Below are 26,468 nucleotides of genomic sequence, written 5' to 3'. Positions count from 1 at the left end.
CGCTTGTTTGAGCCGAAGGCGAGTTTGCGCGAGACCCCGCCGTAGTCGAGCACCGCAGGTTGCCCCGTAGCGAAGCGCAGGGGACCCAGACTGCGGGTCGCCTTTTCTTTGGTGACTTTCTTTTGGCGAAGCAAAAGAAAGTTACTTGCTGCCGGGCAACCCCCGGCCAACCGCCCTCAGCAGAGAGAACTGGAGCGCAAAGGCCGGAACAAGACCGGCCCGAAACTCAACCCAACACCAGCGTATGAAAAAAAGCTTAGCCCGCAGGCTTTTCCAAAGAGCCACCAAGCGCCCGCTGCATGACCGCAGCACCCTGAGTCATCATCGCATCAATGTATTCCCCCAGCGCATCGGGAAGCACATCGGTGATCCAGACAAAACGCGTACGCTTCTCGCCTTCGGCAAACAGCTGCGCCGAAGCCATGTGATGGCTGGCTTTGCCGCCGACCACGGTGTAGCTGAGGCGGTGCATCCCTTCATGGATGCCCACCAGCACCTCATGCGCAACCATGCCGTTGGCAAAGGTCACGGTGCGGCTGCCTTCGCCGGGCTTGCAGTCGACCACAAAGCCTGGCGCCAGGCGCTGGTGCACTGCATTGAAATCACGCAGCGCATCCCATACGCTGCCTATACCCGCATCGACCGTGAATTCCTTGTAGATCGTGGTCATGGTGCCTCCAGTCTGGCTGGCGCCGGAATAGCGCCTTGCCGCTAAAGGCTAGCACCCCAAAAGGACAGAGTCCACCCTGATTAGGGCTTGTTGGCAGGTCCTAAACCGGGACTGTGTAATTGAGTGTCATGCGCCCACCATCCACCACCACGATCTCGCCGGTGATATAGCTGGCCGCATCACTGGCCAGGTAGGCCACGGTGTCCGCGATTTCCGAAGGTTCGCCGAGCCGTTTCATGGGCGTGCGGCTCATGATCTTGGCCTTGGCTTCGTCGCTGGTGAGCACGGCCTTGGCCGCCAGTTCGGTGGCAATGGTGCCGGGCGCCACCGCGTTGACGCGCACACCCTGGCCGGCCAGCGACAGCGCCATCACGCGCGTGAGCTGGTTGATGCCGCCCTTGCTGACGTTGTAGCTGGCGATCGTGGGAATGGCGAGAACGCCGTTGACCGAGCTCATGTTGACGATGCTGCCCTTGCCGGCGGCCGCCATGGCGCGCGCGACAGCCTGGCCCACCAGGAAGGAACCTTTGAGGTTGATGCGCAGCACGGCGTCGAAGTCGGCTTCGGTCACGTCGAGGAATTCGGCGGCCCTGAAAATGCCGGCGTTGTTGACCAGCACGTCGATGCGGCCGTGCGCGGCCACGGTTTGTGCGACCAGCGCGTCGACCTGGGCCTTGTCGCCCACGTCGCAGTGCACATACAGGCCGCCCAGCTCCGTGGCCAATGCCGTGCCGGGCGCGTCGGCGATGTCGGCAATCACCACGATGGCCTGCTCGCGCGCAAAGCGGCGCGCGCAGGCCTCGCCTATGCCTTGCGCCCCGCCGGTGACGATGCAGACGCGGCCGGCCAGGCCGAAGGAGATAGCAGGCGCTGGCGCCGTGGAAGTGTTCATGCCCGCATGGTACCTGTGTAGGCGCCGATGAAGTTCTTCGCGTTCTCGGCCACCTGGGCCGCCGTGGTGCCGGGTTTGTACAGCGCCGAGCCTATGCCGAAGCCGTTGGCGCCGGCCGCGAGGTAGGCGCCCATGTTGTCCGGCGTGACGCCGCCCACCGGCATCACTGGAGTCTGCTTCGGCAGCACGGCGCGCAGGGCTTTCACCACCGCCGGCGTGATCATCTCGGCCGGGAAAATCTTGAGGCCGGTGGCGCCCGCTTCGAGTGCCCCAAAGGCTTCGCTGGCCGTCATCACGCCGGGCAGGCAGACCATGCCGAGGCGCACGGCCTCGCGCACCACGGCCGGGTTGAAATTGGGCGAGACGATGAGCTGGCCGCCCGCGGCCTGCACATTGCGCACGTCTTCAGGCGTGAGCACGGTGCCCGCGCCTATCAAGGCATCCGGGTAGGCGCTTGCCATCGCGGCGATGCTGTCCAGTGGCTGCGGTGAATTGAGGGGAATCTCGATCAGCGTCCAGCCCGTGGAGACCAGTGCCTGGCCGACCGGCAAAGCTTCGGCCGGTGTGAGCCCGCGAAGGATGGCGACCAGGGGGAGTGTCGTGAGTGCTTTGGAAAATTTTGGGTGTGCGTTGTTCATGGTGTTCTATCGATGGGGTGGCGCGCTCAGCCAAGCGTGTCGGCAATGGCGCGCAGGCCGCGCCAGGTGGCGCCCGCGCCTACGCGCTGGACCGGCACGCCGAGCTGGGCCAGCGCCTGTTCATAGCGGGCCGTGAGCGCCTCCGCGCCCATGACCACCACGGGCTCGCCGCGCGGCAGCGTTTGAGCCTTGAGCTCTTCGCCTATGACCAGGCCCGACAGATAGCTTGGCAGTGCCTCAGTCTTCATCCGGTTGAACAGCGACAGCGTGCGTGTGCTGAAAGCGGTGTTCAGCAGGCCGGGGCCGGCCAGCGCATGGGCCACGCCCTGGTCTAAGGCGGCGGCGTCCAGCGCGGGTTCGTCCTCGGGCAGCATGCGCGCCAGGATGGAGTGGCGGCGCAGCAGCGCATAGAACTCGCCGGTCATCCAGGTCGAGAAATCCGTCACCTTGCGATTGGTTACTGTGGCCCACTTGCTGTGTGTGCCGGGCAGTACCAGGCGGGCATGCTCCAGGCCGAGTAGTTGCAGCGCGCCAAAGATTTGGGTTTCCTCGCCGCGCATCACGTCGGGCACGCCGTTTTTATCAATGCTCAGGCCGGGCACGATAGCGATGCGCCCTGGCTCCACCCATTCGAGCGCGGCGGCAATCGCGCCAAAGCCCGCGGGGCAGGCGCAGTAGGGCGCCTCGCGCCAGCCTTGTTTGCTGCCGGCCATGCCGGAGATCAGGCACAGTGTGCCGGGTGCCATCCAGTCGCCGAAGCAGCTTTCAAAAACATCGGGAAAGCCGCCGGCCTCTACCGTCAGGATGCCGCGCGGGAAAGCGCGTTCTTCGAGTGCCGCGCCATCGGCGTCGAGCAGCGCGCCGCGCAGCGACGAGCTGCCCCAGTCGACCGCGAGCAGGCGGCTCACAGCAAGGCCCTGACCTGTTCGGGCCGCGGCAGAGGCGCCACCGCGCCATAGCCCTGCACCGTGAGGGCCGCGGCCGCATTGGCGTAGCGCGTGGCGTCGAACACCGTGTCGCCCTGGGCGATGCGCGCCAGCAGGTTGCCGCAGAAGCAGTCGCCCGCGCCGGTGGCGTCCACCAGCTTCACGCGATGCACCGGCACACGTTCGCGCCGCGTGCTGTCGCTGACCAGCGCGCCGTCGCCCCCCAGCTTGAGCACCACGGTTTTGGCGCCCAGGGCATGGCCCCAGTCGACCACTTCATCGGGATCCGTCATGCCGTTGAGGGCGGTGATGTCTTCCAGGCTGGGCAGGAAGATGTCGCACAGCGACACCGCATGGCGGGTGCACGCCAGTGCGCGGTCCAGCGGCCAGAGCTTGAGCCGCAGGTTGGAATCAAAGGAGACCAGCGTGCCGGACTCCTTGGCCAGCTTCATCGCGGCAAACGCCGTGTCGCAGGCGCTCGCGGAAATCGCCAGCGAGATGCCCGAGACGTGCAGGACTTTGGCGTGGCGCACGGCATCGGCCGCGCCGGCCTGTTGCAGCCAGGCCGGTGTCATGCGGCTGGCTGCTGAGCCCGCGCGCAGGTAGCTGAACTCGTGCCCCTTGGGGCCGTGGGTGACGAAGTACAGGCCGGTGCTGGCTTCGTTGTCCTGCTGGACGGCGGCCGTGGAGACCTTCTCCGCGGCCCACAAGGCCATCAGCGATTGGCCGAAGGTGTCGCCGCCCAGGCGGGTCAGGTAGGCGGTGCTGGCGCCGGCGCGCGCGGCGGCGATCACGGCATTGCTGGTGTCGCCGCCGAAGCCCTGCAGGTAGTTGGGCTGGCCGGCGGTGGTCTGGTTGAATTCCACCATGGCTTCGCCAAGCGCGACGACATCGAATTTTCTGGCTTGCATTGGGTTTCCTGGCTTCTTGCGGCATCCCGGCGCGGGCTTTTTTCAGGGGAGAAAAACCGGAAAAGCACGCCGCGCCTCAAAACCCCCAATGGTACCCGCGGGCCGGGTGTTGCCCCGTACCCGCGCTGTACCCGGCTCAGTGGTTGTCGCGCGGCACAAAGGAGCCGCGTTTGCCCACCAGGAAATCCAGGTCCACGCCCTCGTCGGCCTGCAGCACGTGGTCGATGTAAAGCTTCCAGTAGCCCGAGGACAGCGGGGGTTCTGGCGCCTTCCAGCCGGCCATGCGCCTGGCCAGTTCCTCGTCGCTTACGTGCAGGTGCAGGCGGCGGTTCGGCACGTCGAGTTCGATGATGTCGCCGTTCTGCACCAGGGCCAGCGGGCCGCCGGCGGCGGCTTCGGGCGCGGTGTGCAGCACCACGGTACCGTAGGCCGTGCCGCTCATGCGCGCATCGCTGATGCGCACCATGTCGGTGATGCCCTTGCGCAGCACCTTGGGCGGCAACGGCATATTGCCGACCTCGGCCATGCCAGGATAGCCCTTGGGCCCGCAGTTCTTCAGCACCATCACGCAGTTCTCGTCGATGTCCAGGTTCTCGTCGTCGATGCGCGCGTGGAAGTCTTCAATGTTCTCAAACACCACGGCCCGGCCCTTGTGCACCATGAGCGCCGGCGTGGCGGCGCTGGGCTTGATGACGGCGCCGCGCGGCGAGAGGTTGCCGCGCAGCACGGCGATGCCGGCCTTGTCCTTGAAGGGCGCGGACAGCGGCTTGATGACCTCGGTGTTGTAGTTCTCCGCGTCGGCGATGTTCTCGCCTATGGTCTTGCCGTTGGCGGTAATGGCGCCGGTGTGCAGGTGCTGCGCGATTTCCTTCATCACCACCGGCAGGCCGCCGGCGTAGCAGAAGTCTTCCATCAGGTATTTGCCCGAGGGCTGCAGGTTGACCAGGCAGGGCAGTTCGCTGGCCAGCCGGTCGAAGTCGTCGACGGTGAGCTTCACGCCGATCCGGCCGGCCATCGCAATCAGGTGGATCACGGCGTTGGTCGATCCACCAATCGCGGCCAGCGTCTTGATGGCGTTCTCGAACGCTTCGCGTGTGAGGATTTTCGACAGCGTGAGGTCTTCGTGCACCATCTCGACGGCGCGGCGGCCGGCCATGCGGGCCAGCACGTTGCGCCTGCCGTCCACCGCGGGGTAGGCGGCGTTGCCCGGCAGGCCTATGCCCAGCGCTTCGACCATGCTGGCCATGGTCGAGGCCGTGCCCATGGTCATGCAGTGGCCGTGGCTACGGTGCATGCAGCTCTCGGCTTCGAAAAAGTCCTGGAGTTTCAAGGTGCCGGCGCGCACCTGCTCGCTCATGCTCCAGACGCCGGTGCCCGATCCCAGCTCCTGGCCGCGCCATTTGCCGCTCAGCATGGGCCCGCCGCTGACGCCCACTGTCGGGAGGTCGACGCTGGCCGCGCCCATCACCAGCGAGGGTGTGGTCTTGTCGCAGCCCATCAGCAGTACCACACCGTCAATGGGGTTGCCGCGTATGCTTTCTTCAACGTCCATGCTGGCCAGGTTGCGGTACAGCATGGCGGTGGGACGCAGCAGGGTTTCGCCCAGCGACATCACCGGGAATTCCAGGGGGAAGCCGCCGGCCTCATAGACGCCGATCTTGACCTGTTCGGCGATCGTGCGGAAATGCGAGTTGCAGGGCGTCAGTTCGCTGAAGGTATTGCAGATGCCGATGACCGGCCGGCCGTCGAACTGGTCGTGCGGGACGCCCTTGCCCTTGACCCAACTGCGGTAGGCAAAGCCGTCGCGGTCCTGGCGGCCGAACCATTGCTGGCTACGGAGTTCGTGGGCGGGTTTTTTCTTGGGTGGTGTGCTCATGCGGGAAAGTCCTTAATTCGTCAAACATATTATCGTCATACCATTGGCTCCGCTATCTTAGTGAAAACCATGACCGCAGGAGCCCGCCCTTTGTCCGCCCCGTCCAACCGCCCGCACATCCTCACCGTCGCCAAGCTTCCGCCCTTCCTGATGGAGCCGCTGCAGGCGGCTTATGAAGTCCATGACAGGCTGCATGAAAGCGACCCGGCGGCTTTCGCCAGGGTGGCGCCGCTGATCCGCGCGGTGGCCGGGGGCGGGGAGTCCAAGGTGCCGCGTTCCCTGATGGAACAACTGCCCGCGCTGGAGATGGTTTCCATCATGGGCGTGGGTTACGACGGCGTGGACGTCGCCGCCGCGCTGGAAAAACGCATTCCGGTCACGCACACGCCCGGTGTGCTCAACGACGAGGTGGCGGACCTGGCCATAGGCCTCATGCTGTCGGTGGCTCGCCGCATTCCGCTGGCCGACCGTTATGTGCGCGCCGGCCGCTGGGCCAAAGAGGGGGCCATGCCCCTGGCGCGCAAGGTCTCGGGCGCACGCCTGGGCATCGTCGGCCTGGGCCGCATAGGCCAGGCCATCGCGAGCCGGGCCGAAGCCTTCGGCATGTCGATTGCCTACACCGGGCGCGGCGCCAAATCGGAACTCGCTTACACCTTTTACCCCACGGCACAGGCACTGGCCGCGCAGGTGGATTTCCTGATCGTGATCACGCCCGGCGGCGCCGGAACGCGCCACATGATCAACGCCGAAGTGCTCAAAGCCCTGGGCCCCGAGGGTTACCTGATCAACGTGGCGCGCGGCTCGGTGGTCGACGAGGCGGCCCTGGTTGACGCCCTGCAGCAAGGCGTGATCGCCGGCGCGGCGCTCGATGTGTTCGAGAAAGAACCGCACCCCAACGAGGCGCTCTGGTCCATGGACAACGTGGTGTTGACGCCGCACATGGCCAGCGCCACGGTGCAGACGCGCCACGCCATGGCGAAGCTGGCCGTCGACAACCTGCGCGCCCATTTTGCCGGGCAAGCCCTCTTTACCCCGGTGCCGGAATGGCATTGAATCAGGGGCGGAATGCTTCGGGTTTTCCATAGAAGACTCGGGGTTTAATCATCATATGATAACAATGCGTCAACGAACCCTTCCGAGTTTTTTGCCGTTCAACAACCCACCCGCAGAGGAGACAAATCCAATGAGACTCAAGACAATTCTGGCCGCCGCGATGGTCGCGGCCGGCCTCATCACGGCGGGGCAGGCCGCCGCCCAGGAAAAGCTCACCGTCTGGTGGGTCAAGGGCTTTTACAAAGCCGAGGACGACGCGCTGTTCGCCGCGATCAAGAAGTACGAGGAAAAACACAAGGGCGTGAAGGTCGAGCTCTCGCAGTACCCCGTGCAGGACATGATCCCGAAAACCGTCGCGGCCCTCGACTCCGGCAGCCCGCCCGACGTGGCCTATGCCGACGTTTATGACTTCCAGGTCGCCGGCAAGTGGGCCTTCGACGGCAAGCTTGAAGACATCAGCAGCGTGATCAACCCCATGCGCGCGCGTTTCGCGCCCAACACGGTGGAGACCGCCTTCCTCTACAACGACGTCACCAAGACGCGCGCCTATTACGCCTTCCCGATGAAGCAGCAGACCATGCACATCGAGTACTGGGTGGACATGCTCAACGAGGCCGGCTTCAAGGAATCCGACATTCCCACGGCCTGGAAAGACTACTGGTCTTTCTGGTGCGACAAGGTGCAGCCCGCCCATCGCCAGAAAACCGGCAACCGCACTTTCGGCATCGGCCAGCCACTGGGCGTCGATTCGAGCGACTCGTTTTATTCCTTCTTGACCTTCATGGACGCCTACAACGTGAACCTGGTCAGTGACAGCGGCAAGCTGCTGGTCGACGATCCCAAGGTCCGCGCCGGCCTGATCGGTGCGCTGACGGATTACACCCAGCCTTACGCCAAGGGCTGCACGCCGCCGTCGTCCACCAGCTGGAAAGACCCGGACAACAATGTCGCTTTCCACAACAAGACCACCATCCTGACCCATAACGCCACGATTTCGATCGCCGCGAAATGGCTGGACGACATGAACAACGCCTCGCTCAAACCGGAAGAGCGCGAGACCGCGAAGAAGAACTACACCGAGCGCATCCGCACGGCGGGCTTCCCGAACAAGCCCGACGGCAGCAAGATGGTCTACCGCGCCGCCGTCAAGGTGGGTGTGGTGTTCAACCAGGCCAAGAACAAGGCCCGCGCCAAGGAGTTCGTTTCCTTCCTGATGCAGGAAGAAAACCTCACGCCTTACGTGGAGGGCTCGCTGGGCCGCTGGTTCCCGGTGACCAAGACCGCGCAGCAGCGTCCGTTCTGGAAGGCCGATGCGCACCGCCTGTCGGTCTACAACCAGTTCACCGCCGGAACCGTCAACTTCGAGTTCACCAAGAACTACAAGTTCACCATCCTGAACAACGAGAACGTCTGGGCCAAGGCGGCCAACCGCGTGATCAATGAAAAGGTGCCGGTGGACGCCCGGGATCCCGGGCAGGCGGCGCGCGTCAACAAAGCAAAGCATGAGCACTGCAACCATTCAACAGGCCGCCCCTTCCGTGCGCGCCGAACGCGCCGCCATGACTTCGTGGGAGAAGTGGGGGCTCGCGCTGGTCGTTCCCTACCTGCTGATCTTCCTGGTTTTTGTTATCTACCCGGTAGGCTACGGCCTGTGGCTGGCACGCCATCCGGATAGTTACGTCAGGCTGTTCGCCGATCCGATTTTTTTCCGTTCGCTGGTCAATACGGTGGTGTTCATCGTCGTGGCGGTGAACATCAAGATGGCCGTGGCCTTGTTCCTGTCGGGATTTTTCCTGAACACGCGCTGGTGGATCAAGGCGCTGTCGGTGATTTTTATCCTGCCCTGGGCGGTGCCTTCCATCCCGACCATTTTGTCGATGCGCTTCATGCTCAACCCCGAGTGGGGCGTCATCAACACCCTGATTTTCAAGTTGACGGGCATAGACGGGCCGAACTGGCTTAATGACCCGACGCTGGCCCTGTCCTTCTCCATGCTGGCCCACATCTGGAAGTCCTTGCCGTTCTGGACGCTGATCCTGCTGGCCGGCCGCATGGCCATACCGGCCGAGCAATACGAGGCCGCGTCGGTGGACGGCGCCACGATCTGGCAGAAATTTCGCTTCATCACCTGGCCGTCGATGCGTTCGCTGTATCTGACCTCGACCATCCTGTCGATGATCTGGACGCTGGGCGACTTCAACAGCGTCTACCTGCTCACGGGCGGCGGGCCGGCCGACCTCACGCACGTGCTGGCCACGCTGGGCATCCGTTACCTGCGGCTGGACCAGGTCGATTTGTCCCTGGCCTCCATCGTCGTGGCCCTGCCCCTGGTGCTGCCGCTGGTGTATTTCATGATGAAAAGGTTGTCCAAATGAGCCGCGTCACACTGCGTACCGTAAGCCGGGAGGCCAGGCTGCTGCTGATCGGCATCCCGGTCCTGCTGTGGACGCTGATCCCGATCTACCACATGGTGCTGTTCGCGATCTCGCCCCGCAACGAAGCCACGACCGGGCGGCTCTGGCCCAAAAAGCCCACGCTGGACAACTTCGAGACGGTGTTCTGGCAAAAGCATTTCTACCTCGACCATTTCTGGGAACAACTGGGCAACTCGCTGGTGATCGCGATTTCGGTGGGTGTGCTGACGCTGGTGGTCTCGACAACCGCGGCCTTTGCCATCAGCCGCCTCAAGGTGCGCGGCGGCCGCACGGTGATGAACATGGCGCTCTTCACCTACTTCATCCCCGCCGCCTTCCTGGCCGTTCCCATGTACAAGACCATGGGCAACTACGGCTTGCTAAACCACCAGTGGTCGCTGATCCTGGCCATGGTGACCATCGCCTCGCCGTACTGCATCTGGGTGCTCAAGCAGGCTTCCGACAAACTGCCTTACGAACTCGACGAAGCGGCCAAGATGGACGGCGCCACGGCCATGCAGCTGTTCCGGCTGGTCTACCTGCCGCTCATGGTTCCCTCGCTTGTGGCGGTCGGCACCTATGCGCTGCTGCTGGCCTGGAATGAATACCTCTACGCCTTCCTGCTGCTGTCCAGGGACACCAGCGTGACCTTGGCGGTGGCCCTGGGCAACTTCCTCGCGGCCGACGACTCGCCGTGGGAACTGCTGATGGCCACGGGCCTGATTTACGCGCTGCCTCCGGCGGCTATCTATTACACATTCAAGCGCTACATGGTGTCAGGCCTGACTGCCGGCGCCGTGAAAAGCTGACCCCGGGAAATACCAAAAATGGCATCTGTATCGTTTCGCAATATTGAAAAGGCCTTCGGCAAGGTCAAGATCATTCACGGCATCAGCTTCGACATCTCCGACGGCGAATTCGTTGTGTTGGTGGGACCGTCGGGCTGCGGCAAATCCACGCTGCTGCGCATGCTGGCCGGCCTTGAGGAAATCAGCGGCGGCGAAATGTCGATTGACGGCAAGGTCATCAACGAGCTCGACTCCAAGGACCGCGACATCGCTATGGTGTTCCAGAGCTACGCCCTGTATCCGCACATGACGGTGCGCGACAACATGGCCTTCAGCCTGAAGCTGCGCAAGGCTGATGCCGAGCTCACCAACAAACGCGTCGGCGACGCCGCCCGCATCCTGAACCTGGACCCGCTGCTGGACCGCTTCCCGCGCGAATTGTCGGGCGGGCAGCGCCAGCGCGTGGCCATGGGGCGGGCCATCGTGCGCGACCCCAAGGTCTTCCTGTTCGACGAGCCCTTGTCCAACCTGGACGCCAAGCTGCGCGTGGCCATGCGCGCCGAGATCAAGGCCTTGCACCAGCGCCTGAAAACCACCACGGTTTACGTCACGCATGACCAGATCGAAGCCATGACCATGGCCGACCGCATCGTGGTGATGCATGACGGCATCATCGAGCAGATCGGCACGCCGCTGGAGCTGTTCGACCGCCCTGGCAACCTGTTCGTCGCGCAATTCATCGGCTCGCCCGCCATGAACGTCTTCAAGGGCGTTCTGCGCAAGGAAGGCGGCCGGGCCTGGGTCGAAGCCCAGGGCCACCAGTGGCCCATAGGCGCGATCGCGCAGGCGCAGGACGGGCAACCGGTGCACTACGGCGTGCGGCCCGGCGACCTGTCGTTGTCCGCGACGGGGCAGGGTATACCGGCCAAGGTCATCGTGGTGGAGCCCACCGGCGCCGAGACCGAACTGCTGCTCGACGTGAACGGCGCCAAAGTCATTCTGGTGATGCACGGCCGCACGGCGGTGCGCCCCGACGAGATCGTGCACCTCGAAATCGCGGCCGGCAAAACCCATGTGTTTGACGACGCCAGCGGCGCCCGGCTGGACTGAGCCAGCCCATGGTCGTGAACACTTTCAGGCTTGACGGGCGCCTGGCGCTGGTCACCGGCTCTTCGGCCGGCATCGGCCTGGCGCTCGCGCGCGGCCTGGGGCAGGCCGGTGCCCGCCTGGTGCTCAACGGCCGCGACAGCGCCAGGCTGGCGCAGGCCGCCAGTGTGTTGCGCGATGAAGGCCTGGAGGTCCACACCAGCGGCTTCGACGTGACCCAGGCCGGTGCGGTGCAGGCGGCTGTGGACGACATTGAAGCGACCCTGGGCGGCATCGACATCCTCGTCAACAACGCCGGCATGCAAAAGCGCATGGCCTTGCAGGATTTCCCGGCCCAGGACTGGCATGAGCTGATGCGCACCAATGTCGACAGCGTCTTTTTTGTCGGCCAGGCGGTCGCCCGGAAAATGATAGGGCGCGGCAAGGGCAAGATCATCAACATCTGCTCGGTGCAGAGCGAGCTGGGGCGTCCCAACATCGCGCCCTATATGGCCAGCAAGGGCGCGGTGAAGATGCTGACCAAGGGCATGGCGATCGACTGGGGGCCTTACGGCATCCAGGTCAACGGGCTGGGCCCAGGCTACTTCAAGACCGAGCTTACCGAAAAACTGGTGGCCGACGAACAGTTCAGCGCCTGGCTCACGGGACGCACACCCAGCAGGCGCTGGGGCGAGGTGGCCGAGCTGGCCGGCGCGGCCGTGTTCCTGGCCAGCGATGCCTCCAGTTTTGTCAACGGCCATGTTTTGTATGTCGACGGCGGAGTGACGGCGACGCTGTGAAGCCGCCGCCGCCCGCGCAACCAGGGAGAAAACATCATGCGTGGACTTGTCTGTCATGCGCCCCTAGACCTGCGCCTTGACGCACTGGATGCCGAACACCTCGGTCCGCAGCAGCTGCGTGTGCGGGTGGCTTTCGGCGGGATTTGCGGTTCCGACCTGCACTACTTCCAGCACGGCGGTTTCGGCACCGTGCGCATCAAGGAGCCCATGGTGCTGGGCCACGAGGTGTCGGGCGTGGTCGAGGCCGTGGGCAGCGAGGTCAGCGGCCTGCGCGCCGGCCAGCGCATCGCGATTTCGCCCTCGCGGCCCTGCGGTGCCTGCCGCTTCTGCCAGCAAGGCCTGCACAACCACTGCATGGACATGCGCTTTTACGGCAGCGCGATGCGTTTCCCGCACATCCAGGGCGCTTTCCGCGAAACCCTGGTCATCGAGGCCGCCCAGGCGCATCTCGTGGCCGACGACCTGCCTTTGTCCGAGGCCGCGCTGGCCGAGCCCCTGTCGGTGGGCCTGCACGCCATTTCGAGGGCCGGCTCGGTGTTCGGCAAGCAGGTGCTGGTGACCGGCTGCGGCCCCATAGGCGCCTTGCTGATCGCCGGCCTGCGCCGCGCGGGCGCGGCCCGCATCGTCGCGGCCGACATCGCCGAGCTTCCCCTGGCCTGCGCCAAAAAAATGGGCGCGGACCAGACCATCAACCTGGCCCAGGAACCGGACGGCCTGGCGGCCTTTGCCGCCGGCAAGGGCCAGTTCGACGTGATGTTCGAGGCCTCGGGCAATGAGAAAGCCCTGGTGGCGGGGCTGGACGTGGTGGCGCCGCGCGGCGTCATCGTGACAGTGGGCCTGGGCGGCAACGTCTCCCTGCCGCTCAATACCCTGGTCGCCAAGGAGCTGGAGTTGCGCGGCACCTTCCGCTTTCATCCTGAATTCGCCGTCGCGGTGGCCTTCCTGAATCAGCGGCTCATCGACGGGCGGCCCGTCATCACCGACATCGTCGCTTTCGACCAGGCCACGCATGCCTTTACACTCGCCGGCGACAAACGCCAATCCATGAAAGTGCAAATCGCCTTTGGCGGCGAAACCTGATGGGGTGTCTGCTTTTTATATCCATTCACCGGAGTCCCTTGTGACCGTTTTCTCCAAAGTCATTCTCTACACCGATACCGACGGCCGGGCCAAATTCCGGGAAGAGGCCATACCGCTGGGCGAAGGCTCGCCGCAGGCCATGCTGTCCGAATTGTTCGCCTCGGGCGGCTACCAGCTGCGCCACAGCCCGCTGGGTTTTCGCAGCCAGTTCCATTGCACGCCGAACCCGCAGTGGGTGTTCATCCTGGGCGGCGAGATGGAAATCGGATTGCAGGGAGACGTCTCCCGCGTGTTCAAGCCGGGCCAGCATTTCTATTCCGCCGACGTGCTGCCGGCCGGCGCCACTTTTGACCCGGCACTGCACGGCCACTGGAGCCGCCAGGTCGGGCCGGACCCGCTGGTCACGCTGTTTGTGCGGGGTTAAGGCGACACCATGGCCACCATGAAAAACGTCCACGGCAACACGGTTGACCATATCGGGGAAGCCATCGTCGCGGGGCGTTATACCGCCGGCATGTCCATGCCGCCGGAGCCGGTGCTCTGCGAGGAACTGGGCGTGAGCCGCACGGTGGTGCGCGAAGCGGTCAAGTCGCTGATCGCCAAGGGCCTGGTCACCACCGGGCCCAAAGTGGGCACTCGCGTGCTGACCGAGGAGCACTGGAACTGGTTTGACCCCGACGTCATCGCCTGGAAGGCCAAGGCCGGCATTACGCCCGAATTTTTACGCGACCTGCTGGAGCTGCGGCGCCTGGTGGAGCCTGCCGCCGTGCGCATGGCCGCCGAGCGCGCCACCGCGGAAGAAATCGCCGGGATCGAGGATGCCTATGCGGGCATGAAGCGCGCCGTGGAAGGCGGCGGCGACTACGTCACCTACGACCTGCGTTTTCACCAGGGCCTGCTGCGTGCCGCGCACAACCGCATGCTGGTCCAGATGAGCAAGGCGCTCAGCGCCTTGCTGCGCACCAGTTTTGAAATCTCCACTGTCCGCAAGGATGGGCCCAAGCGCTCGCTGCCGCTGCACCGGGCGGTGCTCGATGCGGTGATCGCGCGCAACCCGGCCAAGGCCGAAAAAGCGATTCTGGTGCTGATTGACGGCGCGCACGAGGATATCGAGCTGGTGCTCGGCTCGCGCCGCCGTTTGCCTAAACTGAGTAACCCGGCCAAGCAGCTGAAAGCAGCTTGAGCCTGAGGTGCGGGCTTGGGCTTTTTTACAGCCTTATGCCGCGCCGTACAGGTGCATGGCGGCGCCCACGCAGTGGATCGCCGCCAGGTAGCGCTTAGCGGCCGGTAAACGAGCCGGGACCGCCGGGCCGGCGAGGCCCGTTGCCCCGGCCGCCACCACCACCACCACCGCCACCGCCACCGCCACCGCCACCGCCACCGCCACCGGAGCGGTTGCCGCCCCGGTAGTTGCCGCGGTTACCGCCCGTGGGCTGGCCGGACGACGGGAAACCCGAGGAGGCGTGGCTGGCGGGTTGCTGGTTGTCGAAGTCGTTGCGCGGCTCCCTCGGCTCGCTGCGCGGTGCGCGCGGCTGCTGGTCGTCGCGCGGCGGGCGCTGTGCCTGCTGGCGTGGCGGCTGGCCGTTCTGTGAATAGCCCGAAGCCTGGCGTGGCTGGCCGGGATTGGGTGTACGGGGACCGCGGCCGCTGCCGCCGCCATTGCCGCCACCGGCGGGGCCGCGTCCGCGCGCGCCGCCATTGCCACCACCATTACCGCCGCCTGCGCCACGCGCGGGCTGTGCGCCTTTGGTGTCGCGGATGCGCTGCATCATCTCGGTGCGGGCGGCCTTGGCCGCTGCCTGCATCACGTCACGGCTTGGCGGCTTGCCCAGGCCGCCCCAGATGGTCTGGCGGCCCATGGCCAGCGGCTCGGCGCGTTCGTCGGGCTCGGCTTCAAAGCCGGGGACCAGGACTTTTTCGATGTTCTGCTTGGTGAAGCGCTCGATGTCCTGCATGAAGCCTTCTTCATCGAGGCACACCAGGCTGACGGCTTCGCCGCTGTTGCCGGCGCGGCCGGTGCGGCCGATGCGGTGAACGTAGTCTTCGCTGACGTTCGGGATTTCGTAGTTCACCACGTGCGGCAACTCGTCGATGTCGATGCCACGGGCGGCGATGTCGGTGGCCACCAGGGCGCGGATCGTGCCGCTCTTGAAATCGGCCAGGGCCTGGGTGCGGGCGGTCTGGCTCTTGTTGCCGTGCAGCGCCATCGCGGGGATGCCGTTTTTGGTCAGGTGCTCGGCCACGTTGTTGGCGCCGAACTTGGTGCGGGTAAACACCAGCACCTGGCTCCAGTTGTGCTCATTGATGATGTGGGTCAGCAGCGCTTTTTTCTTGCTGCGGCCGACGGGGTGGATGGTCTGCGTGATGCGCTGCACCGTGGTGTTGCGCGGCGTGACCTGGATGGATTCGGGGTTCTTGAGCAGGCCGTTGGCCAGCTCGCGGATCTCGTCGCTGAAGGTCGCGCTGAACAGCAGCGACTGCTTCTGCTTGGGCACCAGGGCCAGCACTTTCTTGATGTCGTGGATGAAGCCCATGTCCAGCATGCGGTCGGCTTCGTCGAGCACCAGGATCTGCACCTGGCTCAGGTCCAGCGTGCCCTGGCTCGCGTGGTCCAGCAGGCGGCCGGGAGTGGCGACCAGGATGTCGACGCCGCGGCGCAGTTTTTCAATCTGGGCGCCCATGCCGACGCCGCCGAACATCACCATGGAGGTGAGGTCGGTGTATTTGCCGTAGGTGCGCACGCTTTCTTCGACCTGGGCCGCGAGTTCGCGGGTCGGGGTCATGATCAGGGCCCGCACGGCATTGACGCCGCGGCGGTTGGTCAGGCGCGCTTCGGTGGACAGGCGCTGCAGCAGGGGGAGGGTGAAGGCCGCGGTCTTGCCGGTGCCGGTCTGGGCGCCGCCCAGCAGGTCCACGCCCTTGAGCACGGCGGGGATGGCCTGGGCCTGGATGGGGGTTGGGGTGTCGTAGCCCTGCTCGAGCACGGCCTTCAGAATGGCCGGGGCCAGGTTCAATTCTTCAAATGTCATGATGTTGCGCCGTGTGGCGCTTTAGATCGGCCTGTTGGGCACCTTGCTGGAAGGCAACCCGCCAGTCAAAGGCAGATGGGGTCAGAAAGTGGGCCGAAAACATCGTAAGCAGCCACTTGAAGCGGTACCCGGATGTGCCCAAATGTTGCAGGCAACTGGAGCCAGCAACGCCTGTATTGTCGCACAGCAACGATAATGGGGGCATTCACGCATAAATCACGCTTTGCCAAAAGGCGTTTGCGCCCAGGCGCGGCGTGTCGTTCCAGCCCGCAAGAAAGCCTGCAGGGCAGCCCGTAAAACCATTTTTGCGGACCGCCGGCAGCCCGTTTTCTGGCATTGTTTTTCATTTTTACCAAAGTTAATCCTGATGGCTCAGTACGTATTTACTATGAACAAGGTCGGCAAGATCGTGCCGCCCAAGCGCCATATCCTCAAAGAGGTGTCGCTCAGCTTCTTCCCGGGCGCCAAGATCGGCGTGCTGGGCACCAACGGTTCCGGCAAGTCCACGCTGCTCAAGATCATGGCCGGCCTGGACACGGAAATCGAGGGTGAAGCCACCCCCATGCCGGGCCTGAACATCGGCTACCTGCCGCAGGAACCCAAGCTGGACCCCGAGCACACGGTGCGCGAAAGCGTGGAAGCCGGCATGGGCGCGGTGTTCGCCGCCAAGGCCCAGCTCGAAGCCGTGTACACGGCCTACGGCGAGCCCGACGCCGATTTCGACGCACTGGCCGCCGAGCAGGCCCGCCTGGAAGCCATCATCGCCACCGCCGGCACCGATTCCGAACACCAGCTTGAAATCGCCGCCGACGCGCTGCGCCTGCCGCCCTGGGACGCCAAGATCGGCGTGCTATCGGGCGGCGAAAAACGCCGCGTGGCCCTGTGCAGCCTGCTGCTGTCACGGCCCGACATGCTGCTGCTTGACGAACCCACCAACCACCTGGACGCCGAATCGGTGGACTGGCTGGAGCAGTTCCTGCAGCGCTTTTCAGGCACCGTGGTGGCCATCACCCACGACCGCTACTTCCTGGACAACGCCGCCGAGTGGATCCTGGAGCTGGACCGCGGCCACGGCATCCCCTGGAAGGGCAACTACAGCAGCTGGCTGGACCAGAAGGGCGAGCGCCTGGCGCAGGAGCAAAAGGGCGAGGAAGCACGCGCCAAGGCCCTGAAGAAGGAACTCGAATGGTCGCGCCAGAACCCCAAGGCGCGCCAGGCCAAGAGCAAGTCGCGCCTGGCCCGCTTCGAGGAACTCTCGGACTTCGAATACCAGCAACGCAACGAAACCCAGGAAATCTTCATCCCCGTGGCCGAGCGCCTGGGCAATGAGGTCATCGAGTTCAAGAACGTCAGCAAGTCCTTCGGCGACCGCCTGCTGATCGATAACCTGAGCTTCCAGGTGCCCGCAGGCGCCATCGTCGGCATCATCGGCCCCAACGGCGCGGGTAAATCCACGTTGTTCAAGCTGATCGCCGGCAAGGAAGCACCGGACAGCGGCGAGGTCGCCATCGGCAAGACCGCGCGCATGGCCTTCGTCGACCAGCACCGCGACGACCTGGCCAATGAAAAAACCGTCTGGGAAGACATCTCCGGCGGCCTGGACATGCTGACCGTCGGCAAGTTCACCATGCCCAGCCGCGCCTATGCCGGCCGCTTCAACTTCAACGGCGCCGACCAGCAAAAGCGCGTCGGCATGCTGTCGGGCGGCGAGCGCGGGCGCCTGCACCTGGCCAAGACCCTGATCGCGGGCGGCAACGTGCTGATGCTCGATGAACCCTCGAACGACCTGGACGTGGAAACCCTGCGCGCGCTCGAAGACGCGCTGCTGGAATTCGCCGGCTCGGTGTTGGTGATCAGCCATGACCGCTGGTTCCTGGACCGCATCGCCACCCATATCCTGGCCGCCGAAGGCGACAGCCAGTGGACCTTCTTCAACGGCAACTACCAGGAGTACGAAGCCGACAAAAAGAAGCGTTTGGGTGAAGAGGGTGCCAAGCCAAAACGCGTCCGTTTCAAAGCCCTGCACTAGGCTTGCGAGCTGTCATGACAGACCAGGAGGTCCTGGACAGGACCCGCCATTGGCTCGAAAAGGCCGTGATCGGGCTCAACCTGTGCCCGTTCGCCAAGGCGGTCTACGTGAAGAACCAGGTGCGCCTGGTGGTGAGCCGTGCCCGGCATGCGGACGACCTGCTTGAAGAACTGGATCGCGAACTGGACTTGCTGGCGGCGACGCCGGCCGAAGAGGTCGACACCACGCTGCTGATCCATCCCACCTTGTTCGAGGACTTCCTGGATTTCAATGACTTCCTGGAAATTGCCGAAGGCGTGGTGGATGAACACGGCCTGGAAGGCGTGATCCAGCTGGCCAGCTTTCACCCGCAGTTCCAGTTTGACGGCACCGAGCCCGACGACATCGGCAATTACACCAACCGCGCGCCCTTCGCCATCCTGCATTTGCTGCGCGAGGAGAGCGTCGAAAAGGCCGTGGAGGCATTCCCCGAGGCCGAGGCCATCTTCGAGCAGAACATCGCGACGCTTGAAAAACTCGGCCACATGGGCTGGAAGGCGCTGGGCCTTTAACCGCGAGTGCCGGCCCTATTTGGGCAAATACTGTTTGAGCACCGCCTGCAGCTGGGCGAAGTTAAAAGGCTTGGTCACATAGCCGCTGGCACCCAGACGCAGGGCTTCTTCGAGCCGCTCCGACTCCGCGCTGGCCGACAGGAACACAAAGGGCACCTGCCTGAGCGCGGGCTCCGCCTGAAGCGCGGCCAGTACTTCCATGCCGTTCATCTGCGGCATCATCACGTCGCAAAAAATCAGGTCCGGCAGCTGCTCCCGGGCCAGTTGCAGGCCGGCTTGGCCGTCCGCGGCGGACAGGCCTTCATGGCCCTCCAGCCGGACGAAGCGCAGCAGGTTGTCCCGTATATGGGACTCGTCTTCAATCACCAGGATGCGCGCCATTTTTCTTTCGCATTGAAGGCCCCGCTGTCATTGTTGGAGGGGCGGATATTCCCTGTGCCGCCAGCCGGCGGGCTGTGCCGCAGCGCCGGTCTGGTGGCCCATCTTATAGCGTTGCCGGGCTTGAATGTTCAAATCGTGACGGTAAAGCGCGTGCCCTGGCCCACGGTGCTGGCAACTTCGATGCGGCCGCCGTGCAGGTCGACGGAATTCTTGACGATGGCCAGGCCCAGGCCCGTGCCCTGGATTTCGCCGACGTTGCTGGCCCGGTGAAACCATTCAAACAGGTGGGGAAGTTCTTCGGCCGGAACCCCTATGCCCTGGTCCGAGACCTCAAAGGCCACCCGTCCTTCCGAAGAAAAGACGCGAAACAGGACTTTCCCGCCCTGCGGCGAATATTTGATGGCGTTGGACAGCAGGTTGCCGAAAATATGCCGCAGCAGCTTTTCATCGAAGAGCCCGATCGCCGGACTGGCCTCGAATTCCAGGGCCAGCTCACAGCCTCCTTCCGAATGCTGGATGCGGGCATCTTCGACCAAGTCCTGGCACAGCGTTTGCAGGTTGACCTCGGCCGGCTGGAACTCCAGCATTTGCGCCTCCACCTTGCCCAGCAGCAGCACGCGGTCCAGCATCTGGGTCATGCGCTGCACGCCGGTTTCTATGGTGGCGATGACTTCGGTTTTTTCGGGTTCGGGCAGGCGGTCGCCATAGTGCTTGAGCAGCTCGGCGGACGACAGGATGAAGGCCAGCGGCGTGCGGAATTCATGCGAAGCCACCGAGATGAAGCGTGACTTCATGTCGTTGAGTTCGGTCTGCCGCTGCAGCGTCTGGCGCTGCGTCAGCTCGGCCTGCAGGCGGGCGGTGGCGTCCACCACGAAGATCAGGGTCGCCTCGCGCTTGCCCCATTCGATCTGCACGGCGGAGAGCTCCAGCGAGCGCACCTCGCCGGCCTGGGTGATCACGCGAAAACCGTACATCGAGTCGACCTCGTCGCCCCGCAGGCGGCGTTCGTGGCGCTCCCGCATCACCGGCAGGTCGTCGGGGTGAACAGTCGCGGTGTAGGGCTGGGACAGCAGGTATTCCCGCGGATGGCCCACGATGCGTTCCAGGCTGGGGTTGGCGAACACCATGCGGCCGTCCTGCACCACCACGACGCCGACGCCGACGTTTTCAATCACCGTGCGGTAGCGCTCTTCCGATTTGCGCAGTTCGTCGAGCGCCTGGTAGCGCTCGATGGCGCTGCTGACGTGATTGGCCACGAAGGAGAGGATGTCCGCGTCCGAATCACTGTAGGCCACGCCCGGTTCATAGCCCTGCACCGCGAGCACGCCGCCTATGGTGCCGCGTATGTGCATGGGAACGCCCAGCCAGGAACTGAAGGTCATGTCGCCGCTGCCTTCCGTCACCTGGCCGCCGGCTTCGAGCAGCTTGAGCCGCGCCGCATCGATGATTTGCGGCCGGCCGGTGCTCAGCACGAACTCGGTCAGCCCGCGACGGTAGGGCACGTCGCTCAACTGCAGGGTGTCGCCGTCGCGCTCGTCCACGTAGTAGGCGAAATTCTTGCGCTGTTTTTGCGCGTCGTAAAGGCAGACGTAGCAGTTCTTCGCATACAGCAGTTCGCCCAGCAGGCCGTGCACCGATTGCAGGAAGTCATAAAAGGACAGGTCGGCCGCGGCGCGCTCGGCGATGCGGTAGAACACCCGCTGCAGGGTTTCGGCTTTTTTCTGCTCCAGCGCCTCGGCCTGCAGCTCGCGGGTGCGCTGCTCCAGCCACAGCGTGGCCGAGGTTTCCTGCTTCTGCTTTTCAAGTTGCAGCTCGCGGTAGTCGGCCTGCAGCGCCTGGTGTTGCTGCTGCAACTGCTTGAGCTGGAGTTGCAGGTCGGCGTCGGACGGCATGGCGCGGCTTTTGTGCTCGGGTGGAGTGACGGGCCGCCGTGCCGGCATCAGGGTGTGCCCAGCCCGTCCACCGTCTGGAACATGGCCTCGCGCGCCTGCGCCACGATCTGCGTGCGCCATTCGTCGGTGTCGACGTAGAACGCGTCCATCATCTGGCGCTTGATCGCCGCGTGCACCTCGGGCGGCGCTTCGGGGTGCTTGTGCAGCCAGTGGTCGGCGCGCAGCGCGCCTATCATTTCGAGGATGGGCAGCGTGCCGTATTCCATGGCCATAGCGGTGTATTCGGCCCGCGGGCACTCGTCGTGCGCGGCGTACGACATCAGGCCCGTGAGTTTGGCCGAGGTCGAGGAGCCGTCGTAGAAAGAGGTCACGGGCGTGGCGCCGCCGCCGTCCCACCAGGCGCGTGCGCGCGCCAGGGATTTAGCGTCGTCGTTGCCGGCAAAGATGCGCTCGCCCAGGCCGCTGGGGCCCAGGCCCGTGTGCAGATCCATCCAGGCGATGCGTGTGGCTTGCTGCGCGAAGGTTTGCAGCACTTCGCGCAGGGTGCGGTTGTTCCAGGTCGGCGCGGTGCCGCCGAAGAACATGCCGTCGGCGTATTCATGCTGCCCCTGCGACACCGCCGCCTGGTAGCGCGTCACGCCGTGGGTGTCTATATAGGCCGCGATGGCGGCCTCATTCGCTGCCGTGGGCGGCCATTGCTCGGGCAGCAGCAGGTCGTGGACTTCGCGGTAGGCTTCGTTCTCGGGCAGGGGCTGGCTGAAGTCATGGAAGTTGCGGTTCAGGTCCACGTTTTCATGCGTGGTGCGCCGCGCGTACGAAAAGCCGTGCGGGTTGAGCGCATGGATGTATAGCACCGCCACGCCGCCCGCGCGGGCCCTGGCGCGCCATTCGGCGTCGTGCGCGGCGTACACCTGCACGCCCGAGCCGCAGTAGCCTTCCACGCCGTGGCAGGCGCTGCTGACCACAAAGAGGCGTTCGGCATCGGGTTCGCCGTCCAGGGCCACGTCCATGGCCAAGGTTTCGCCGTCGCGGCCCTTGAGCGGGTGTTCGTACGAACGCAGCGCCATGCCGGCGGCGCCGGCCGCCTCGAGGAATTTGGCGCGCGCAGCCGCATAGCTGGCCGAAAAAGCCGCATGTATGTTCATGGTGTCGTTGTTGGAGGTCAGGGTCAGGCCCTGGCAGCCGTGCCCAGCCAGCGCGTGGCCAGCTGGACCCAGTAGGTGCCGCCCAGGGGGATCAGGTCGTCGTTGAAGTCGTAGCTCGGGTTGTGCAGTGTGCAGGGCCCCCCGCCGTGGCCCATTTCGCGGTGCGCGCCGTCGCCGTTGGAAATGAAACAGTAGGCGCCGGGTTTAGCCTGCAGCATGTAGGCGAAGTCTTCGGCGCCCATGGTGGGCTCTTGCGCCAGTACGTTGGCCGGCCCCACGATGTCGCCCATCACCCGGCGCGCGAAGTCGGCCTCGGCGGCGCTGTTGACGGTGGGCGGGTAATTGCGCGTGAACTTGAACTCGCAGCGCGCCTCGAAGGCGGCGCAAGTGTGTTCGGCGACTTCCTTCATGCGTCTTTCGATCAGGTCCAGCACCTCGATGCTGAAGGTGCGCACCGTGCCCTGCAGCTCGCAAAAATCGGGCACCACGTTGGTGGCTTCGCCGGCGTGGATCATGGTCACCGAGATGACGCCCGCGTCGACCGGCTTTTTGTTGCGGCTGATGATGTTCTGGAAGCCCTGCACCATCTGGCAGGCCACCGGCACCGGGTCTATGCCGGTGTGCGGCATCGCGGCATGGCCGCCCTTGCCGCGTATGGTGATCTTGAATTCGTTGCTCGACGCCATCACAGGCCCCGCGCTGACGGCGAAAGTGCCGACAGGCGCGCCCGGCCAGTTGTGCATGCCGAAGACGGCTTCGACGGGAAATTTTTCGAAGAGGCCGTCCCTGATCATCTCGCGCGCGCCGCCGCCGCCTTCTTCGGCCGGCTGGAAGATCAGGTAAACCGTGCCGTCAAAGTCGCGGTTCTGCGAGAAGTGGCGCGCCGCGGCCAGCAGCATGGCGGTGTGGCCGTCGTGGCCGCAGGCGTGCATCTTGCCCGGCTGTGTGCTGGCATGGGGGAATTTGTTGAACTCCTGCATGGGCAGGGCGTCCATGTCGGCGCGCAGGCCCACGGCACGGCCGCAAGCGCCGCCGTCGCGCCCATGCACGATGCCGACCACGCCGGTCGTGCCCATGCCGCGGTGAACCGGGATGCCCCAGGACTCGAGCTTTTGCGCGACCACGTCGGCGGTGCGCACTTCCTGGAAACACAGTTCAGGGTGGGCGTGGATGTCGCGGCGCACGGCCGCGATGTCGGCCGCTCCGGCCAGGATGGATTCAATGATTTTCATGATGATGTCCCCTAAGAGTACATATTACCCAAGCCGGTTCCGCTTTGCATGACAGTGCCTGGGTTCCTGGTATTAGTGCCTAAATCCGGCCTTCTTCGACCGCATGGCAGGCCACACGAACGCCTTCGAGCGGCAGGAACTCCGGCCTTTCGCTGCGGCAGCGTTCGTTGGCATGCGGGCAGCGCGGGTGGAAGGTGCAGCCGCCGGGCGGGTTCAGCGGATTGGGCACTTCGCCCGACACCGGGGTGCGGGCGCGGCCGGTGTCGTGCATCTTGGGGATGGCGTCCAGCAGCATGCGTGTATAGGGATGGCGCGGCCTGTCGAACAGGCTGTGCTTGTCGGCCAGTTCCACGAGGCGGCCCAGGTACATCACGCCGACCTGGTCGCTGACATGGCGCACCACCGCGAGGTTGTGCGAGATGAAGAGGTAGGTCAGGCCGCGCGTGCGCTGCAGGTCCTTCATGATGTTGAGCACCTGCGCCTGCACGCTCACGTCGAGCGCCGAGGTGGGTTCGTCGCAGACCAGGAATTCAGGCTCGGTGGCCAGCGCGCGCGCGATGGAGATTCGCTGGCGCTGCCCACCCGAGAACTGGTGCGGGTACTTTGGCATGTCCAGCGGCGACAGGCCGACTGACTTGAGCAGCTCGCCCACGCGCTCCTTGAGCGCGGCGCCGCCCTCCAGGATGCCGTGCTCGCGCAGCGGCTCGGCGATGATGTCTTCGATCGTCCAGCGCGGGTTCAGGCTCGCGTACGGGTCCTGGAAAATCATCTGGATACGGCTGCGCAGTTGCTGCCCGGCCGGTGTCTTGAACACCGCATGGGCGTTCTGGCCGTCAAAGGTCAGGCCGCCGCGCGTGGGTTCATACAGGCCCACCAGCAGGCGCGCCACGGTGCTTTTGCCGCAGCCCGATTCACCGACGAGCGCCAGCGTCTTGCCCTTTTCAATCTCGAAGCTCACGCCGTCAACGGCCTTGAGCAAGAGGCGGGGCTTGCGTTCCAGCACGCGGTTCAACCAGGGAGGCGATACGTCGAAGGTCTTGGCCAGGTCATGCGCCTGGACCAGCGGGGCCTCCGCGCTCGTTGCGCTTTGCAATGTTTCGATATTCGGGATCCCGCTCATGCCACCACTCCCGCATGCGCATCGTGCAGCCAGCACGCGGCGCGCGTGGCGCCGGCCGGCATCAGGTCGGGCCTGTCCTGTCGGCAGCGGTCAAAAGCCTTGGGGCAGCGCGGGTTGAAGGCACAGCCCTGTGGGATGGCGTTCAGGCGCGGCATGGCGCCGTCGATCTGGTAGAGGCGCTCGCGCTCCACCGCGATGTCGGGAATCGCGGCCATCAGGCCTGCGGTGTAGGGGTGCGACGGGTGGTTGATCACCTGGTGCACCGGGCCTATCTCGGCGATACGCCCGGCATACATCACGGCCACGCGGTCGCAGGTCTCGGCGATCACGCCCATGTCGTGGGTGATCAGCATCACGGCGGCGCCGCGCTGCCTGCAGATGTCTTTGAGCAAGGTGATGATCTGCGCCTGGATGGACACGTCGAGCGCGGTGGTCGGCTCGTCGGCCACGATCAGCTTGGGCTCGGCCGCAAGTGCCAGCGCGATCACCACGCGCTGGCGCATGCCGCCGGAGAACTGGTGCGGGTAGTGGTCTATGCGCTGCGCGGCCGCCGGGATGCCGGTGTCGTTGAGCAGCTCGATGGCGCGCGCCCTGGCTTCCCGCGCCGTCACTGGCAGGTGGGCCTGTATGGTTTCCACCAGTTGCCGGCCTATGGTGTAGAGCGGGTTCAGCGAGGTCAGCGGGTCCTGGAAGATCGCTCCTATCTTGCGTCCGCGGATGTGGCGCATGCGCTCGTGCGGCAGGTTGTCGATGCGCTCGCCTTCCAGCAACACCTGGCCGCCGGCCACGCGCCCAGGCGGCTCCAGCAGGCCGATGATGGCGGCGCCGGTCAGCGATTTTCCCGCACCCGATTCGCCCACCACGCCCAGAATTTCACCGGGCGCGATGTCGAAGGAAATGTCGTCCAGCGCGCGCAGCGTGCCGCGCCGGCCGGGGAACTCGACCACCAGGTTCTTGATTTGTAAAAGACTCATTGTGGGATTCGCTTTTACCGGAGACGCGGGTTCAAGGCATCCCGCAGCCAGTCGCCCAGCAGGTTCACGCTCAGCGCGATCAGCACCAGCATCAGGCCCGGGAACACGGTGATCCACCACTCGCCCGAGAACAGGTAGTCGTTGCCCACGCGGATCAGCGTGCCCAGCGAGGGCGAGGTGGGCGGCGCGCCCACGCCCAGGAAGGAGAGGGTGGCCTCGGTGATGATGGCGGTCGCCACCTGGATGGTCGCCAGCACCAGCACCGGCCCCATCACATTGGGCAGCACGTGGCGGCGCATGATGCGCAGCGGCGCCACACCGGTGACGCGGGCGGCCTGCACGTATTCCTTGCCGCGTTCCACCATGGTCGAGCCGCGCACCGTGCGCGCGTACTGGACCCAGCCCGACTGGCCCATGGAGATCGACAGAATCAGCACGCCCATGGCCAGCAACTGGCTGGCGTCGGGAAACACCGCGCGCCCCACGCCCGCAATCAGCAACGCGACCAGGATGGGCGGAAACGAGGACATCACGTCGCAGACCCGCATCAGGGCCGAGTCAATCCAGCCTCCGCGAAAGCCCGCAAGCAGGCCCAGCGAAACGCCGGCCAGCATGGACAGGATGACGGAGGCGAAGCCCACGACCAGCGAGATGCGCGCGCCGTACATCAGCGCCGACAGGATGTCGCGCCCCTGGTCGTCGGTGCCCAGCAGGTATTTGGAACTGCCCTGCGCGCTCCAGGCCGGCGGCAGGCGCGCATCGCTGAGTTCCAGCGTGCTCAGGTTGAACGGGTCATGCGGCGCCACCCAGCCGGCAAACACCGAGCAAAAAATGCAGACCAGCGCAATGGCCGCCGCCACCATCGCAACCGGTGATGTGCGAAAGCTGTGGCCTACATCACTGTCAAGCCAGCGCGCAAGGGTTTTTTTCATCAGAAGGAGCGTGCAGTCAGTGTCATCAAGGGCGAATGAAGCGAGACCC

The 26,468-nt window shown here is 65.0% G+C and carries 25 protein-coding genes; 11 read left to right on the top strand and 14 right to left on the bottom strand.

The features are described from left to right. Positions 1-256 precede the first annotated feature (256 nt). The 6 genes from AC1D1F_RS19935 to AC1D1F_RS19910 all read right to left on the bottom strand — a co-directional run bounded on the left by AC1D1F_RS19935 (position 257) and on the right by AC1D1F_RS19910 (position 5,913). Positions 257-670 (bottom strand): SRPBCC family protein, encoded by a 414-nt coding sequence (locus AC1D1F_RS19935; protein ID WP_477678016.1) that lies wholly within the window; start codon positions 668-670, stop codon positions 257-259. A 100-nt stretch (positions 671-770) separates the two neighbouring features. Then, positions 771-1,562 (bottom strand): SDR family NAD(P)-dependent oxidoreductase, encoded by a 792-nt coding sequence (locus AC1D1F_RS19930; RefSeq protein WP_477700811.1) that lies wholly within the window; start codon positions 1,560-1,562, stop codon positions 771-773. Beyond that, positions 1,559-2,200 carry a 2-dehydro-3-deoxy-6-phosphogalactonate aldolase gene (locus AC1D1F_RS19925; protein WP_477678018.1) on the bottom strand — a complete coding sequence of 214 codons (642 nt, stop codon included), beginning with the start codon at positions 2,198-2,200 and terminating at the stop codon, positions 1,559-1,561. Before AC1D1F_RS19925 ends, AC1D1F_RS19930 begins: the two co-directional genes overlap by 4 nt. Positions 2,201-2,226: 26 nt before the next feature. After that, a complete protein-coding gene (locus tag AC1D1F_RS19920; protein WP_477678019.1) occupies positions 2,227-3,108 on the bottom strand; it encodes a 2-dehydro-3-deoxygalactonokinase in 882 nt (293 codons plus the stop codon). Further along, a complete protein-coding gene (locus tag AC1D1F_RS19915) occupies positions 3,105-4,037 on the bottom strand; it encodes a sugar kinase (protein WP_477678020.1) in 933 nt (310 codons plus the stop codon). The genes AC1D1F_RS19920 and AC1D1F_RS19915 overlap by 4 nt, the downstream gene beginning before the upstream one ends. 136 nt (positions 4,038-4,173) lie before the next feature. Continuing rightward, complete coding sequence (locus AC1D1F_RS19910) at positions 4,174-5,913, bottom strand: IlvD/Edd family dehydratase (RefSeq protein WP_477696694.1); 1,740 nt, start codon at positions 5,911-5,913, stop codon at positions 4,174-4,176. A 90-nt stretch (positions 5,914-6,003) separates the two neighbouring features. Between AC1D1F_RS19910 and AC1D1F_RS19905 the strand changes: the two genes are divergently transcribed. The 9 genes from AC1D1F_RS19905 to AC1D1F_RS19865 all read left to right on the top strand — a co-directional run bounded on the left by AC1D1F_RS19905 (position 6,004) and on the right by AC1D1F_RS19865 (position 14,317). Beyond that, positions 6,004-6,966 (top strand): 2-hydroxyacid dehydrogenase, encoded by a 963-nt coding sequence (locus AC1D1F_RS19905; RefSeq protein ID WP_477696695.1) that lies wholly within the window; start codon positions 6,004-6,006, stop codon positions 6,964-6,966. A 130-nt stretch (positions 6,967-7,096) separates the two neighbouring features. Further along, on the top strand, positions 7,097-8,641 hold the full coding sequence (locus AC1D1F_RS19900; protein ID WP_477700810.1) for an ABC transporter substrate-binding protein: 1,545 nt from the start codon (positions 7,097-7,099) through the stop codon (positions 8,639-8,641). Beyond that, on the top strand, positions 8,526-9,341 hold the full coding sequence (locus AC1D1F_RS19895) for a carbohydrate ABC transporter permease (protein WP_477700809.1): 816 nt from the start codon (positions 8,526-8,528) through the stop codon (positions 9,339-9,341). The genes AC1D1F_RS19900 and AC1D1F_RS19895 overlap by 116 nt, the downstream gene beginning before the upstream one ends. Beyond that, entirely contained in the window at positions 9,338-10,189 is an 852-nt protein-coding gene (locus AC1D1F_RS19890) for a carbohydrate ABC transporter permease (protein ID WP_477678023.1), read from the top strand. Before AC1D1F_RS19895 ends, AC1D1F_RS19890 begins: the two co-directional genes overlap by 4 nt. Positions 10,190-10,207: 18 nt before the next feature. After that, positions 10,208-11,278, top strand: a complete 1,071-nt coding sequence (locus tag AC1D1F_RS19885) for an ABC transporter ATP-binding protein (RefSeq protein ID WP_477696697.1) — start codon at positions 10,208-10,210, stop codon at positions 11,276-11,278. A gap of 8 nt (positions 11,279-11,286) precedes the next feature. Next, positions 11,287-12,054, top strand: a complete 768-nt coding sequence (locus AC1D1F_RS19880) for an SDR family oxidoreductase (protein ID WP_477678025.1) — start codon at positions 11,287-11,289, stop codon at positions 12,052-12,054. A 36-nt stretch (positions 12,055-12,090) separates the two neighbouring features. After that, on the top strand, positions 12,091-13,134 hold the full coding sequence (locus AC1D1F_RS19875) for an L-idonate 5-dehydrogenase (protein ID WP_477678026.1): 1,044 nt from the start codon (positions 12,091-12,093) through the stop codon (positions 13,132-13,134). Positions 13,135-13,174: 40 nt separating this feature from the next. Further along, positions 13,175-13,558 (top strand): cupin domain-containing protein, encoded by a 384-nt coding sequence (locus AC1D1F_RS19870; protein WP_477678027.1) that lies wholly within the window; start codon positions 13,175-13,177, stop codon positions 13,556-13,558. A gap of 9 nt (positions 13,559-13,567) precedes the next feature. Beyond that, positions 13,568-14,317 (top strand): FadR/GntR family transcriptional regulator, encoded by a 750-nt coding sequence (locus AC1D1F_RS19865; RefSeq protein WP_436153711.1) that lies wholly within the window; start codon positions 13,568-13,570, stop codon positions 14,315-14,317. Positions 14,318-14,411: 94 nt separating this feature from the next. On the opposite strand, the gene AC1D1F_RS19860 is transcribed toward AC1D1F_RS19865, so the two are convergent. Next, a complete protein-coding gene (locus tag AC1D1F_RS19860; protein WP_477696698.1) occupies positions 14,412-16,163 on the bottom strand; it encodes a DEAD/DEAH box helicase in 1,752 nt (583 codons plus the stop codon). Between the two features lie 367 nt (positions 16,164-16,530). Here AC1D1F_RS19860 and ettA point away from each other — a divergent pair, with 367 nt between their 5' ends. Both ettA and AC1D1F_RS19850 read left to right on the top strand, forming a co-directional pair. Beyond that, positions 16,531-18,192 carry an energy-dependent translational throttle protein EttA gene (gene ettA / locus AC1D1F_RS19855; RefSeq protein ID WP_477677777.1) on the top strand — a complete coding sequence of 554 codons (1,662 nt, stop codon included), beginning with the start codon at positions 16,531-16,533 and terminating at the stop codon, positions 18,190-18,192. A 14-nt stretch (positions 18,193-18,206) separates the two neighbouring features. Further along, positions 18,207-18,743 carry a DUF1415 domain-containing protein gene (locus AC1D1F_RS19850; protein ID WP_477677778.1) on the top strand — a complete coding sequence of 179 codons (537 nt, stop codon included), beginning with the start codon at positions 18,207-18,209 and terminating at the stop codon, positions 18,741-18,743. 15 nt (positions 18,744-18,758) lie between these two features. On the opposite strand, the gene AC1D1F_RS19845 is transcribed toward AC1D1F_RS19850, so the two are convergent. The 7 genes from AC1D1F_RS19845 to AC1D1F_RS19815 all read right to left on the bottom strand — a co-directional run bounded on the left by AC1D1F_RS19845 (position 18,759) and on the right by AC1D1F_RS19815 (position 26,419). After that, the gene (locus tag AC1D1F_RS19845; protein WP_477696699.1) at positions 18,759-19,124 is read right to left on the bottom strand and encodes a response regulator; all 366 of its coding nucleotides are present in this window, start codon (positions 19,122-19,124) and stop codon (positions 18,759-18,761) included. Between the two features lie 128 nt (positions 19,125-19,252). Beyond that, positions 19,253-21,016 (bottom strand): sensor histidine kinase, encoded by a 1,764-nt coding sequence (locus tag AC1D1F_RS19840; RefSeq protein WP_477677780.1) that lies wholly within the window; start codon positions 21,014-21,016, stop codon positions 19,253-19,255. Between the two features lie 47 nt (positions 21,017-21,063). Next, the gene (locus AC1D1F_RS19835; RefSeq protein ID WP_477677781.1) at positions 21,064-22,161 is read right to left on the bottom strand and encodes a M14 family metallopeptidase; all 1,098 of its coding nucleotides are present in this window, start codon (positions 22,159-22,161) and stop codon (positions 21,064-21,066) included. A gap of 23 nt (positions 22,162-22,184) precedes the next feature. Then, positions 22,185-23,393 (bottom strand): M20 aminoacylase family protein, encoded by a 1,209-nt coding sequence (locus AC1D1F_RS19830; RefSeq protein WP_477677782.1) that lies wholly within the window; start codon positions 23,391-23,393, stop codon positions 22,185-22,187. Between the two features lie 79 nt (positions 23,394-23,472). Beyond that, complete coding sequence (locus AC1D1F_RS19825) at positions 23,473-24,513, bottom strand: ABC transporter ATP-binding protein (RefSeq protein WP_477696700.1); 1,041 nt, start codon at positions 24,511-24,513, stop codon at positions 23,473-23,475. Further along, a complete protein-coding gene (locus tag AC1D1F_RS19820; RefSeq protein WP_477696701.1) occupies positions 24,510-25,487 on the bottom strand; it encodes an ABC transporter ATP-binding protein in 978 nt (325 codons plus the stop codon). The genes AC1D1F_RS19825 and AC1D1F_RS19820 overlap by 4 nt, the downstream gene beginning before the upstream one ends. A gap of 14 nt (positions 25,488-25,501) precedes the next feature. Then, positions 25,502-26,419, bottom strand: a complete 918-nt coding sequence (locus tag AC1D1F_RS19815; RefSeq protein WP_436153721.1) for an ABC transporter permease — start codon at positions 26,417-26,419, stop codon at positions 25,502-25,504. Between the last annotated feature and the right edge of the window lie 49 nt (positions 26,420-26,468).

The sequence above is a fragment of the Polaromonas sp. P1_H6 genome (assembly GCF_056405195.1).
The sequence above is the reverse complement of the archived record's forward strand: the minus strand, read 5'-3'. Positions and strand labels throughout refer to the sequence as shown.

Excerpts from the sequence above, each read along its gene's own strand:
- AC1D1F_RS19935 (WP_477678016.1), bottom strand. The coding sequence starts at position 670 with ATGACCACGATCTACAAGGAATTCACGGTCGATGCGGGTATAGGCAGC.
- AC1D1F_RS19930 (WP_477700811.1), bottom strand. The coding sequence starts at position 1,562 with ATGAACACTTCCACGGCGCCAGCGCCTGCTATCTCCTTCGGCCTGGCC.
- AC1D1F_RS19925 (WP_477678018.1), bottom strand. The coding sequence starts at position 2,200 with ATGAACAACGCACACCCAAAATTTTCCAAAGCACTCACGACACTCCCC.
- AC1D1F_RS19915 (WP_477678020.1), bottom strand. The coding sequence starts at position 4,037 with ATGCAAGCCAGAAAATTCGATGTCGTCGCGCTTGGCGAAGCCATGGTG.
- AC1D1F_RS19910 (WP_477696694.1), bottom strand. The coding sequence starts at position 5,913 with ATGAGCACACCACCCAAGAAAAAACCCGCCCACGAACTCCGTAGCCAG.
- AC1D1F_RS19900 (WP_477700810.1), top strand. The coding sequence starts at position 7,097 with ATGAGACTCAAGACAATTCTGGCCGCCGCGATGGTCGCGGCCGGCCTC.
- AC1D1F_RS19895 (WP_477700809.1), top strand. The coding sequence starts at position 8,526 with ATGACTTCGTGGGAGAAGTGGGGGCTCGCGCTGGTCGTTCCCTACCTG.
- AC1D1F_RS19890 (WP_477678023.1), top strand. The coding sequence starts at position 9,338 with ATGAGCCGCGTCACACTGCGTACCGTAAGCCGGGAGGCCAGGCTGCTG.
- AC1D1F_RS19885 (WP_477696697.1), top strand. The coding sequence starts at position 10,208 with ATGGCATCTGTATCGTTTCGCAATATTGAAAAGGCCTTCGGCAAGGTC.
- AC1D1F_RS19880 (WP_477678025.1), top strand. The coding sequence starts at position 11,287 with ATGGTCGTGAACACTTTCAGGCTTGACGGGCGCCTGGCGCTGGTCACC.
- AC1D1F_RS19875 (WP_477678026.1), top strand. The coding sequence starts at position 12,091 with ATGCGTGGACTTGTCTGTCATGCGCCCCTAGACCTGCGCCTTGACGCA.
- AC1D1F_RS19865 (WP_436153711.1), top strand. The coding sequence starts at position 13,568 with ATGGCCACCATGAAAAACGTCCACGGCAACACGGTTGACCATATCGGG.
- AC1D1F_RS19860 (WP_477696698.1), bottom strand. The coding sequence starts at position 16,163 with ATGACATTTGAAGAATTGAACCTGGCCCCGGCCATTCTGAAGGCCGTG.
- ettA (WP_477677777.1), top strand. The coding sequence starts at position 16,531 with ATGGCTCAGTACGTATTTACTATGAACAAGGTCGGCAAGATCGTGCCG.
- AC1D1F_RS19850 (WP_477677778.1), top strand. The coding sequence starts at position 18,207 with ATGACAGACCAGGAGGTCCTGGACAGGACCCGCCATTGGCTCGAAAAG.
- AC1D1F_RS19845 (WP_477696699.1), bottom strand. The coding sequence starts at position 19,124 with ATGGCGCGCATCCTGGTGATTGAAGACGAGTCCCATATACGGGACAAC.
- AC1D1F_RS19840 (WP_477677780.1), bottom strand. The coding sequence starts at position 21,016 with ATGCCGTCCGACGCCGACCTGCAACTCCAGCTCAAGCAGTTGCAGCAG.
- AC1D1F_RS19835 (WP_477677781.1), bottom strand. The coding sequence starts at position 22,161 with ATGAACATACATGCGGCTTTTTCGGCCAGCTATGCGGCTGCGCGCGCC.
- AC1D1F_RS19830 (WP_477677782.1), bottom strand. The coding sequence starts at position 23,393 with ATGAAAATCATTGAATCCATCCTGGCCGGAGCGGCCGACATCGCGGCC.
- AC1D1F_RS19825 (WP_477696700.1), bottom strand. The coding sequence starts at position 24,513 with ATGAGCGGGATCCCGAATATCGAAACATTGCAAAGCGCAACGAGCGCG.
- AC1D1F_RS19820 (WP_477696701.1), bottom strand. The coding sequence starts at position 25,487 with ATGAGTCTTTTACAAATCAAGAACCTGGTGGTCGAGTTCCCCGGCCGG.
- AC1D1F_RS19815 (WP_436153721.1), bottom strand. The coding sequence starts at position 26,419 with ATGAAAAAAACCCTTGCGCGCTGGCTTGACAGTGATGTAGGCCACAGC.